Source organism: Marinomonas sp., assembly GCF_039940335.1.
GTDB lineage: Bacteria > Pseudomonadota > Gammaproteobacteria > Pseudomonadales > Marinomonadaceae > Marinomonas.
Genome location: NZ_JBDVGW010000012.1, coordinates 20,982 through 32,511 on the forward strand (window position 1 = coordinate 20,982; position 11,530 = coordinate 32,511).

Here is an 11,530-nt window from a genome sequence, read left to right on the forward strand (position 1 = left end):
CACAGGAAAGCCCTTACACTACTCTTTATAAAACACTGACAATATACTCACTCACCATGCTATGTAAGGCATCACGATAACCGGTCCTGCCAGAAGGCAAATGCTCTTGGGAAGTAATGGCAACCGTCAGCGCTAATTGCGGAAAGACATAAATCATCTGCCCGCCATACCCCCAACCATAATAGCCTTGCACACCCGCAAACTCTTGCATGAACCAGCCATACCCATACAAGCCCTGATGAAAGCGCGATTGAGTCCTGGGCTGCCAGCTTTCTTTAATCCAATCCTCAGCAATATAACGTTGGCCGTTTGCGGCCACACCACCACGGCGATATAACTCACCAAAGGCCAGTAAAGAGAATGGTGTCATGCCCATTTGATTACCCCCCATAGGAATCCCTTGTGGGTCGGTCTCCCAACTCTCAATGTGCACTCCCGAACCTTTAAACCATTGATTCGCCAATTTATAGGTATGTTGACCGCTTTGCTTCATCACGATCGCCGATAACAAATGGGTATTACCGGTCGAGTACTGCATCACACCACCAACTTGAGCCACGAAAGGCCGGGCCAAGGCCGCTTTCACCCAATTATCACTGACCACCCAACGCCCGTAGTTTCTGCCAGAGGTACGCTCTAAGCCCGCTTGCATGGAGAGCAAATGCTGCACTTGGATATCTTTTAGTTGTGGATCTGGGTTCGCGGGTAACTGATCGGTCAAGACTTCGGCGACCGGAACATTAACGCTCTCTATAACACCTTTATCGATCGCCATCCCCACTATGGCGGACATCACAGACTTTGAAGCAGACTTAATATTTGCCGCGTCATTAATATCGGCGCCATTGTATGCCTTGGACCAAATAAGCTGCCCTTGGTGCGCCACCTGAACCGTCTTAATGTTACTAAAGCCCTTGGCGGTTTCATCCATGGCGGTTAAATCCGCAGCATTAGCAGAGACAGCCCAACCCAATAGCAATATTAGTAACCCGTAACCCATTACAAAACCTCTTCTAAATACGGCATATGACTTTCATGATGGCATAAAAAAACCTGCCGTAGCAGGTTTTTAATGAAAAGCAGTCGCCTGAATGACTAAGGCATCTCGTCTTCAAACTCTTCTTTAATCGGTGGCATCAAATCTTCTTTCGTTACTTTCAGTGCCAGCAACAAATTAGCCGCCACAAAGATAGAAGAATAAGTACCGATCACAATCCCCACTAATAGGGCCATTGAGAAGTTATGAATCGCTTCCCCACCCGCAAAAAACAGCACCAGCAACACAAACAAGGTGGTTAAGGAGGTAATCAAAGTACGCCCTAGAGTTTGGTTAATGGACTCATTGATCAGATCGTATGGCTCGGTATCACGCATGATGCGAAAGTTCTCACGAACTCGGTCACATACCACTATGGTATCGTTCAATGAGTAACCCACTACAGCCAACAAGGCGGCTAATACGGTTAGATCAAACTCCACTTCAAACAAAGAGAAGAAACCTAAGGTAATGATGACATCGTGAGCCAAAGCCGCTACCGACGCGATAGAGAATTTGAACTGGAAGCGTACAGCAACGTACAGCATGACAATAGCCAATGCCAACAGCATACCTAGGCCACCCTGTTCACGCAGCTCTTCACCCACTTGCGCACCAACAAACTCAGAGCGCTGTAAGGTAACGGTTTGCTGTCCACCATCTTGCAACGTTGTTAACACCTCATCCCCTAAGGTTGCGGTGTATGAGTTCGCCAAACGCACCACGATATCGGTGGGTGAACCAAAGCTCTGCACAACAACATCGTCGTAGTCATTATCCGCCAGTAAGGTACGAATATTATCTAAATCGGGGGCTTTTTCATAAGCCACCTCGACCAAGGTACCCCCAGTAAAATCCAGACCAAACTGCAAACCTTTAGTCGCTAAAGAGCCAATAGAAATCAAAATCAGCAAAATAGAAAAGACGGCTACGATCTTACGCATCGCCATAAATGGAATAGTTGTCACTTTCATGGCGCTCTCCTAAATGTAAAGTTTCTTGTTTTTACGACCACCGTACACAAGGTTAACTTGCGCACGAGTCACCACGATTGCGGTAAACATAGACGTAATGATGCCCAAAGACAGAGTCACTGCAAAACCTTTCACAGGGCCTGTACCCACAGCAAACAAGATAACCGCCACAAGCAAGGTGGTAATGTTGGCATCGAAGATAGTGGTAAAGGCACGGTTAAAGCCTGAGTGAATAGCCTGCTGACTTGGCAAGCCATTCGCCAACTCTTCCTTGATCCTAGAGAAGATCAAGACATTGGCATCCACCGCCATCCCCATAGTCAGCACGATACCAGCGATCCCCGGAAGGGTTAGCGTCGCCGACAACATAGACATACAAGCCATCAGTAAAATAATGTTCAGCGCCAAAGAAATATTGGCAAACAAGCCAAATACTTTGTAATACACCAACATAAAGAGCATCACGACCAGCAAACCGATCTGTGCAGAACCTACCCCTAACTTGATGTTTTCAGCCCCTAGGCTCGGCCCAATAGTACGCTCTTCTACGAAGTAGATAGGCGCGGCCAACGCACCAGCACGCAGCAACAGCGCTAATTCAGAAGATTCACGCGGGCTATCAAGGCCTGTAATACGGAAAGAGTTACCCAGAGTCGTTTGAATAGTGGCTAGGGAGATAATGCCTTTTTCGCTATAGCTGCGACGCACCTCTTCCATCTTGCCTTCTTCATTTTCCACAAAGCGGCTACGAGATTTATGTTCAATAAACACCACCGCCATGTTACGACCGACTGCAGCACGAGTAACCTTACTCATTTGCTTGCCGCCTTTACTGTCTAGGCTGATGTTTACTTGTGGCTGACCGTTTTCGTCAAAAGAAGATGTTGCATCAGAAACACTGTCACCCGTGATGATAATGTCTCGATCCAATCGTGCAGTACGGCCACTGCCGTCACGGAAAGTTAACGTATCAACATTGGCAGAGCTATCATCTAAGCCTGCTTCCAAATGAAACTCTAGGTTCGCTGTGGCACCGATAATACGCTTCGCCGCCGCCGTGTCTTGCACACCTGGTAGCTCAACAACAATACGGTTACTGCCCTGACGCTGCACTAAAGGCTCAGCAACGCCCAGCTCGTTAACACGATTACGTAGAGTGGTTAAGTTTTGCTGTAATGCGTAGGCTTCAATTTCTGCCTTAGACGCTTCGGTGAATCCTGCCTCTAGGTAAAAACTGTTTCCTTCTTCACGACTTGAGTAAACGTATTCTGGAAACTCATCTTTAAGACGATCTTCTGCTAGGGATAAATCTTCATCCTTCAAAAAGCGAATAGATAAGATGCCATCGTCAATCTCAACGCTACGGTAGCGAATACGATCGGAACGCAAAATCGCTTTCATCTCACTGGAAGCCACCTCTAAACGCTGCTTCAGCGCCGCTGGCGTATCCACCTCGAGTAGGAAGTGCACACCGCCACGTAGGTCAAGACCCAATTTAGCAGGCCCAGCCCCTAGCGAAGCCAACCAATCCGGCGTGGTTGGCACTAGGTTTAAAGCGGTTACGTAATTTTCACCTAAGGCAGCGGCCACAATAGGTTTCGCTGCCAATTGATCTCCACCACTATTGAAGCGCAGAGTACCACCGGCAGAGGTTAATTCTGCCGCTTTTAATTCTATGTTTGCCTCAGCCAAGGCCTGTTGCGCAGTTTGTAAGGCTTTTTCATCCACCACAGACGTGGCTTTTTGAGTGGAAAGTTGCAGGGCCGGATCATCCGGATATAAGTTTGGGAAGGCATAGAGTAGCCCCAGAGCCAATACAAGAAGAATCAGCAAATACTTCCACAAGGGGTACTTGTTCAGCATGAAAAATCCTTTACACCAAAAAAAGAAAATATCAGAAAAAGAAAAGCGCCAACGGCGCTTTTCTCAGAAAGTTAAATAGATTTTAACGTTCCTTTTGGCAACACAGCTGCCACAGAAGATTTTTGGAATTTGATTTCCATACCTTCTGACACTTCAAGTACAACGTAGTTGTCGTCAACTTTAGTGACTTTACCTAGTACACCACCGCCAGTGACTACTTCAGTACCTTTCGCTAGAGATGCGATCAAGTTTTTATGCTCTTTCGTACGTTTTGCCTGTGGGCGCCACATAAGGAAGTAGAAAATGACAACAAAGCCAGCCAGTAGAACTAGGTTAAAAATACCGGCATCAGCAGGGGCACCGCCTTCAGCGTAAGCAGGTGAGATCAATGCGATCATGTGTTAACTCTCCAATGGTTTATGAAACTCTTTGGGTTCACCGTTGCCAGCAAACCGCTTATTTTGTTTATTTTTCACTCAAAGGTGGCGTTTCTAGGCCACGTTTTGCATAGAACTCATCAACAAAGGCGTCAAATCTACCTTCATCGAGCGCTAGACGCAATCCCGCCATGAGTGTTTGATAATAACGTAAGTTATGTATGGTATTTAATTGCGCACCCACCATTTCTTGACACTTATCTAAATGATGTAAATAAGACCGAGAAAAGTTTTTACAAGTGTAACAGTCACATTCTTTGTCTAATGGGGTCACATCATGGCGATATTTTGCGTTACGCAGTTTAACCACACCTTCCGAGGTAAACAAATGACCATTACGCGCATTACGAGTTGGCATCACACAGTCAAACATATCAACGCCACGACGCACACCTTCCACAAGATCTTCCGGTTTTCCCACGCCCATTAAGTAACGAGGTTTATCATCCGGCATTTTTACCGTGACATGATCAAGCACCTTCATCATTTCACCTTTTGGTTCACCAACAGACAAACCACCAATGGCATAGCCATCAAAGCAGATGTCGGTTAGTCCTTCTAGAGACTCATCACGAAGATTTTCGTACATACTGCCTTGAATAATACCGAATAAAGCAGAAGGGCTATCGCCATGAGCTTCTTTAGAACGCTTCGCCCAACGCAAGCTCATACGCATTGAATCAGCCGCGCGCTCTGGCGTGGCAGGATATGGCGTACATTCATCAAAGATCATCACGATGTCCGACCCTAAGTCTTTTTGCACCTGCATAGAGATCTCAGGACTTAAGAAAACTTTAGAACCATTCACGGGAGAGCGGAAGCTCACGCCCTCTTCAGTGATTTTGCGCATTTCACCTAATGAAAACACCTGAAAACCACCGGAATCGGTCAGGATAGGCTTTTTCCACTGAGTAAAGTCATGCAGGTCACCGTGGGCTTTCACCACCTCAGTCCCTGGACGCAACCAAAGGTGGAAAGTGTTACCCAAAATAATATCGGCACCAATTTCTTCAATATCTTTGGTCAGCATACCTTTCACTGAACCGTAAGTCCCAACCGGCATAAAAGCAGGTGTTTCTACCTTACCACGAGGGAAAGTCAGCGTTGCACGGCGAGCTTTTCCTGATGTAGTGTGAAGGTCAAAATCCATAAAACATTCTGGACGTTTTTCTGACATTCCTATTAATCCTCACTTTGCGGGCCAGTGGCCTGCGCATTTCGTGTAATAAACATGGCATCGCCATAACTAAAAAATCGGTATTCTTTCTCGACCGCAGCCTTGTAGGCAGCCATCACATGATCATAGCCGGCAAAGGCACTGATCAGCATAATCAAGGTAGACTCAGGTAAATGGAAGTTCGTTACCATGGCATCTACCGTTTTAAATTCATAACCTGGGTAGATAAAGATACTGGTATCGCCCTGCATTGGAGCAATTTCACCACTCTGGCTGGCGGATTCCAAGCTTCGTACACTGGTCGTGCCGACTGCAATCACGCGACCACCACGAGCTTTAGTCGCTTTGATCTGCTCAACCACCGCAGGCTCTACGTCCACATATTCGGCATGCATGATATGGTCTTTTACTTCTTCAACCTTTACTGGCTGAAAAGTCCCCGCACCTACATGCAGCGTAACAAATGCCGTCTCAACGCCCTTAGCCTTTAACTTAGCAAGCAAAGCATCATCGAAATGCAAGCCTGCAGTAGGTGCCGCGACCGCACCGGGCTTTTGATTGTAAACAGTTTGGTAGCGTTCTAAATCGCTGTCTTCATCAGGCCTTTCAATATAAGGCGGTAATGGCATGTGCCCCACTCGCCCCAAGACATCCAGTACGGGTTCCGCAAAGGCTAAATGAAACAGTGCACCTTGGCGCCCTAACATGGTCACTTCAATGTTTTCACCTTTGTCTTGCCCAAGGAACAATTTACTGTCCGCTTTTGGGGACTTACTGGCACGAACATGAACCAATGCTTCATGACTGCCGATAACTCTTTCCACTAAGACTTCAACTTTTCCGCCAGACTCTTTAACGCCAAACACACGGGCAGGAATGACTCGCGTGTTGTTAAACACCATCAAGTCACCAGCTTGTACCAGATCTAAAACATCTGGAAACTGGCCGTGTTTTAAAGCGCCACTCGGCCCATCAAGATGCAACAATCGACTCGAAGTACGATCTGGCATAGGGTAATGGGCAATTAAAGAATCGGGTAAATCAAAGTGATAATCGGAAACACGCATGGAAAGAAAACTACCTAGAAAAACGACCCGATATGATAGCGAAAATTGACACTAAAAGGTACTTCCATTGCCTCTCATATGAAAAAACAACAAATATATTTGCACTAAGTATTGACAGAGAGTGAAAAAACCCTAGAATACGCCTCACCTTTTTAAGGCCAGTGTGGTGGAATTGGTAGACACGACGGATTCAAAATCCGTTGCCGAAAGGCGTGGCGGTTCGAGTCCGCCTACTGGTACCAACATGAAAAAAGCCCTGATCGTTGATCAGGGCTTTTTTTTCGTCTAGAGTGTTTTCCCCTAGTACATTATCTCGACTGAGAACCAAACCATGAATCGCCGTAAAAAAATCAAAACCATTCTTACCAAGCGCTCTAAGCAGGCTAATTTAAAAGCCAATCCTAAAAAGGCAAAGCCTAAATATATTTCTAAGGCAGAACGCGCCAAATTAGAATCAGAAGAAACAACTCAAATTTCCGAAAATGTCGCTGCATCAGCCACCGAAGCAAACGAAGATCCTATAGAGCAATACTAGGCTTTTAGTGACTGGCAGAATAGGTAACAAAAGGATTTTTTTACTGGCACTCAGATTACAAACCGCTCTGGCCTTGTAAACTTATGAAAGCTTTTAAGCTTGATAACAATCAATCAAAAGGACTTCACCACTGTGGCAAACTTCAAGTTCAACTTAGTAATGTTAGGGCTATCATTCATTGTTAGTAGCCTCTGGGCGCAAGACTCCTACAAAACACAACTTGAAGCCATGTCATTGAGTGACCTAAATAGGTCTGAAGCAGCATTGATTGCAGAGTTGAATGAACGTACAGAAGTCACCTATCAGCCAGTTCAAACCAGCTATTATGCTATCTCACAAGCCAAACGCGACAGCGACAAGCGAAACTTAGTTGAGCATACGTTAGAGCTAATTGAAGAAAAGCTATCCTTGACTCAAAGGGTTGCATCTCGCAAAGACTCCCCTGGTTATAACGACAGAGCTTATCTATCCCTCAATAAAATCACCGTCACTTCCCAAACGCCTCATAACTTTCGTGCGGCCAGTTCGCAGGGGACTATTTTGACCAGAGGCGAGTTAATCAGAAACACTATTTATTCCAGTAACGTTGATTTCCCTCTCACCTATCGAGCCACTTACAGTGAGAAAGAAAACCTTTATATTCAAGGGGTGAAGCCCAGTGCTGATGGTACGGTGGATTTCAACGTAAAATACGATAACCACACTTATCATGTGCATGCCGTTGCAACCATCACCAAAAGTGGCTGGAACTAATTGAGCTTTCTAAACCAAGGTCAGCGTTAACTTCTAGAGCTCTGACCAAACCGCCCATTCATTGCCACATGGGTCTAAAAAATGAAAACGACGCCCGCCAGGAAACTCAAATATCTCTTGCTCAATAGAGCCACCTGCGGCTTTGATTTTCTCAATTAGACCCGCAAGGTCATCACTTTTTAAAACCACTAAGGCCGCACCGGTTTGAGGTCGTGAGGTAAAATCCGCCTCAAAGAAACCACCATCTAAACCCGCGTTTTCAAAGGCGGTGTACTGCTCACCATAGTCAGTAAACCCCCAGCCAAAGACCTGACTAAAAAAGGCTTTGTTCAAGACTAGGTCTCGGGCAGGCAGTTCCACATAGTTTATCTTTGTCGCTGTCATTTTCTTATCCTTATCTAATTTGAGTTGGCCATGGCAACCAACACCACACTGACAATAATCATCAAGCCACCCATCATTTGTTGAACACTGATTTTTTCCGCAAAGCGAACCTTTGAGTAATACAGGGTGCCCAGAATTTCAATTTGCCCCAGTGTTTTCACCAATGCGGGATTCACCAAAGCAAACCCCGTAAACCAACCAATAGAGCCTAGTGAGCTAAACACACCGACTTTTAAACTAAGGCCTAACTGGTGACGAAAAGGCGACAACAGATCACCACTTTTATAGATTTGAATGCCACATAAAATAATAGACTGTAAGGCCAATACATACCAAAGAGTGACCCCTGCACGAGTAATAATAGACCCCGTCAGCTCATGACTGGCCATTGAAGCCATAACAGAGGTAATCGCAAAACACAGACCACTGCCCAAGCCTGCAATCAAAGACACATCTTTATGAAGGTATTTAAGATTTTGCCATTTCACACTCATCACCAGCGCCCCTAAAACACCAATAGCAACACCCCACCAGGCCATAGCGCTTAAGCTATAGTGCAATAGTGGCAAACCTATCAAAGCGGCGAGCACGGCTTCGGTTTTTGCCAGTAAGGTACCTAAGGCAAAACTGCCAGACTGGAACACCCTCAACATAAGATAAGTCGCTAAAATTTGCGCGACAGCGCAGGCTGTGGCGGCCCACAAAAACACACTGCCCGGCTCAAAGGACACCCAGCCAAACAATAGAGTACACAAGACCAAATACAAGGTAACTAAAGGTAAACCAAATAAAGAGCGCGACATAGTGGCATGTAAAAAACCCGATTCGCGAGCAAGCGTATTTTGATAAGCAGTACGAACAGACTGACAAGCGGCTGCAAACAGGGTAATGAAGATCCACATAAAATAACGCCTAGAAGGAAGGAGTGAGCGAATATTCTGAGGCTTTAGAAAGGATTTGTACAAGGAATATCATTTATTTAGAGAATTCCTGCGAGGAATGTGAACACTCTTAAAAACTCTCAACCTTCTTCTTGGCCATATCACTAAACGATGACATACCCAAAAAGGAATGATAAGGCTAGATACTGGCCACCAATTGATCCACTAAAGATTGCAAGGTTTGCTTTAACTCCGCATCCACCAGCTCACCATCTTGCATAGCCTGATGATAGCTTGGCACACTCAAACTGCCGATTAGACGGCCATTGAAGTGAGGTAAGTTGCTTTCAGCCAGCTGCAGTACATTGCGAGCACCGCCCGGTCCTGGAGAGGTGGCTAACGCGAGAATAGGTTTATTTTGATACACCTTTGTCTCAACGCGCGAAGCCCAATCGAAGGTATTTTTATAACTGGCAGCATAGCTACCATTGTGCTCTGCAAAGCCGATGATCAATCCATCGGCGCTGGCTATTTCAGCCAGAAATTCATGAGCGGCTGGCGGCACACCAAAAGTGGCTTCTTTGTCGACACTAAAGATTGGCATTTCAAAATCATTAAGGTCTAGTACCTTAACGTCTACTTTAGGGAGTAAACTCCCTGCATAACTGGCCAATGCTTTGTTAATTGAATGGCGGCTAGAACTTGCTGCAAATGCGACTATTTTCATGTCATACCCTTTTTCTATAGTTATCCATTAGGCAACCTTGCCCACCAATCTATCCAGCTATCAATTGAGCAACTTACAAAACTATTTTCATCTTTTTTTGATGCCTAACTCATTAAGCTAACAGAATGAAAACTCTATTCAAACATTCTTTTATTCGTTTTGCATTGGTGGGAGGCCTAGGTTTCCTACTAGATTTGTTAAGCTTTGTAGTACTCGCTTTATTACTTCCCCCCTTATTCGCCAGAGCGCTCTCTTTTTGGGTGGCAGCCACTTCTAATTGGTGGTGGAATAAAAAGCTAACTTTTCAAAACCATCCGAGGCTTTCGACTAAAGGACAATTAGTCCAGTGGCTTCAGTTTATTGGTAGCTCAATGCTTGCATTTATACCTAATTGGGGCTGTTATTTATATCTGAGCACGCTTACGCAAAATATCAGCATTCAGCCCCTACTAATGCTATGGCCCTACCTTTCCCTTATACCCGGCGTAATCATTGGTATGTTTATCAATTATGCCTTCGCTAGGTATTGGGTATTTACTCCACCGAGTAAGATAGCAAACAATCAGTCATCAATTACCAAGGAGCCATAATCCGCAAAACGTGGCTTATTCTTATCATGGACTTGATCCGCTCTTGGCCAAGGCCAACCACCAAACTGACTCTGCTGATAATCCGCAAAGGCTTGTTGTAACTCTTCACGACTGTTCATCACAAAAGGACCATGCTGCTCTACTGGCTCATCAATTGGCTTACCCTGTAATAGCAACACACGAGCACTCTCACCCGTGTTATTGAGGGTTAATACTTGCTGTGGATCTAAAACCAAAGCCTGTTTACTCGCCACTAAGGTGCCATCCACTTGCATTTGGTCGCCTTCGAAAAAGTACAGGGTGCGGTTCAAGCTACTTTCTCCAGCAGGAAGCACACATTGCCCTTGCGCTGGAATATCGATTAACCAGATAACAACCCCATTGGACTTATCAGCCGCCCAAGAATTAGGCGGGCAAGCCAAGGCTTGTACCTCTCCAAAATCCCCTGCGATGACTTTGATACGGCTCTCGATTCCTCGCTCATCGGCGACCAAAACCACTGGTGTGTCTTCATTCCATAACATTGTGAAGTGTGGTGGCACCATTTTGCTTTTTGCCGGCAAGTTTAACCAGAGTTGAAACAACTCAACTGGATTATCTTGTTCTTCGTTAAGTAAGGGAAACATCTCAGAATGCTGCACACCTTGACCTGCCGTCATCCATTGACTGTCACCTTCACCATAGCGACCAGCTGCCCCCATAGAGTCGGCATGATCTACTAAGCCCTTATTAACTATGGTGACTGTTTCAAAGCCACGATGGGGGTGAGCAGGAAAGCCTGGCACCCGTTTTCCGTGATACATGCGCCAGCCGTCTGTTCCCGCAAAGTCTTGCCCTAATGACCTTCCAGATAAAGGCGACTTAGGCCCCATTTCACCATTGCCCTTGGGGTAATGGTCATTATGAAAAGCACAAAATAAAAATGGATCAAAGGTTGGCCAAAACATCTCTAATGGTAGGCGCTGTAGAATGACTGAACTCATGACGGTTTCCTGCTTTGCGGTACAATAGTCCCATCATAGCAGGCAATGAGGTGATTAATTTATGATGATTTTGGATGCATATGATCCAATTTTTGAATCAAGGGACTAAACTCTGTAAAGGCC

Annotated in this window: 13 protein-coding genes and 1 tRNA gene; 4 read left to right on the forward strand and 10 right to left on the reverse strand. The window is 45.6% G+C overall.

Going from position 1 to position 11,530, the window contains the following annotated elements:
* Window positions 1–25: 25 nt before the first annotated feature.
* The 6 genes from ABJF92_RS07515 to queA form a co-directional block, all read right to left on the reverse strand.
* Window positions 26–1,000, reverse strand: coding sequence for a serine hydrolase domain-containing protein (locus ABJF92_RS07515; RefSeq protein WP_446815177.1), 975 nt, complete (start codon window positions 998–1,000; stop codon window positions 26–28).
* A 95-nt stretch (window positions 1,001–1,095) separates the two neighbouring features.
* Window positions 1,096–2,010 (reverse strand): protein translocase subunit SecF, encoded by a 915-nt coding sequence (secF, locus tag ABJF92_RS07520; RefSeq protein WP_446815178.1) that lies wholly within the window; start codon window positions 2,008–2,010, stop codon window positions 1,096–1,098.
* A 9-nt stretch (window positions 2,011–2,019) separates the two neighbouring features.
* On the reverse strand, window positions 2,020–3,873 hold the full coding sequence (secD, locus tag ABJF92_RS07525; protein WP_446815179.1) for a protein translocase subunit SecD: 1,854 nt from the start codon (window positions 3,871–3,873) through the stop codon (window positions 2,020–2,022).
* Window positions 3,874–3,944: 71 nt separating this feature from the next.
* Complete coding sequence (yajC, locus tag ABJF92_RS07530; RefSeq protein ID WP_445976121.1) at window positions 3,945–4,271, reverse strand: preprotein translocase subunit YajC; 327 nt, start codon at window positions 4,269–4,271, stop codon at window positions 3,945–3,947.
* 67 nt (window positions 4,272–4,338) lie between these two features.
* Window positions 4,339–5,460: a tRNA guanosine(34) transglycosylase Tgt gene (tgt, locus tag ABJF92_RS07535; RefSeq protein ID WP_446815586.1), complete on the reverse strand. Its 1,122-nt coding sequence runs from the start codon at window positions 5,458–5,460 to the stop codon at window positions 4,339–4,341.
* Between the two features lie 32 nt (window positions 5,461–5,492).
* Window positions 5,493–6,554 carry a tRNA preQ1(34) S-adenosylmethionine ribosyltransferase-isomerase QueA gene (gene queA, locus ABJF92_RS07540; RefSeq protein WP_446815180.1) on the reverse strand — a complete coding sequence of 354 codons (1,062 nt, stop codon included), beginning with the start codon at window positions 6,552–6,554 and terminating at the stop codon, window positions 5,493–5,495.
* 157 nt (window positions 6,555–6,711) lie between these two features.
* Here queA and ABJF92_RS07545 point away from each other — a divergent pair.
* The 3 genes from ABJF92_RS07545 to ABJF92_RS07555 all read left to right on the forward strand — a co-directional run bounded on the left by ABJF92_RS07545 (window position 6,712) and on the right by ABJF92_RS07555 (window position 7,842).
* A tRNA-Leu gene (locus ABJF92_RS07545) sits at window positions 6,712–6,796 on the forward strand.
* Between the two features lie 89 nt (window positions 6,797–6,885).
* Window positions 6,886–7,089, forward strand: a complete 204-nt coding sequence (locus ABJF92_RS07550; protein ID WP_446815181.1) for a DUF2986 domain-containing protein — start codon at window positions 6,886–6,888, stop codon at window positions 7,087–7,089.
* Between the two features lie 132 nt (window positions 7,090–7,221).
* Window positions 7,222–7,842, forward strand: coding sequence for a hypothetical protein (locus tag ABJF92_RS07555; protein ID WP_446815182.1), 621 nt, complete (start codon window positions 7,222–7,224; stop codon window positions 7,840–7,842).
* A gap of 33 nt (window positions 7,843–7,875) precedes the next feature.
* Here the strand turns inward: ABJF92_RS07555 and ABJF92_RS07560 are convergent, their stop codons facing one another.
* The 3 genes from ABJF92_RS07560 to ABJF92_RS07570 form a co-directional block, all read right to left on the reverse strand.
* Window positions 7,876–8,226: a VOC family protein gene (locus ABJF92_RS07560; protein WP_446815183.1), complete on the reverse strand. Its 351-nt coding sequence runs from the start codon at window positions 8,224–8,226 to the stop codon at window positions 7,876–7,878.
* Between the two features lie 14 nt (window positions 8,227–8,240).
* Entirely contained in the window at window positions 8,241–9,128 is an 888-nt protein-coding gene (locus ABJF92_RS07565; protein WP_446815184.1) for an EamA family transporter, read from the reverse strand.
* 178 nt (window positions 9,129–9,306) lie between these two features.
* The gene (locus ABJF92_RS07570; protein WP_446815185.1) at window positions 9,307–9,834 is read right to left on the reverse strand and encodes an NADPH-dependent FMN reductase; all 528 of its coding nucleotides are present in this window, start codon (window positions 9,832–9,834) and stop codon (window positions 9,307–9,309) included.
* Between the two features lie 125 nt (window positions 9,835–9,959).
* Between ABJF92_RS07570 and ABJF92_RS07575 the strand changes: the two genes are divergently transcribed.
* Window positions 9,960–10,424 carry a GtrA family protein gene (locus ABJF92_RS07575; RefSeq protein WP_446815186.1) on the forward strand — a complete coding sequence of 155 codons (465 nt, stop codon included), beginning with the start codon at window positions 9,960–9,962 and terminating at the stop codon, window positions 10,422–10,424.
* Here the strand turns inward: ABJF92_RS07575 and ABJF92_RS07580 are convergent.
* The gene (locus ABJF92_RS07580) at window positions 10,397–11,407 is read right to left on the reverse strand and encodes a pirin family protein (protein WP_446815187.1); all 1,011 of its coding nucleotides are present in this window, start codon (window positions 11,405–11,407) and stop codon (window positions 10,397–10,399) included. The two genes, ABJF92_RS07575 and ABJF92_RS07580, sit on opposite strands and share 28 nt — an antisense overlap.
* Window positions 11,408–11,530 lie beyond the last annotated feature (123 nt).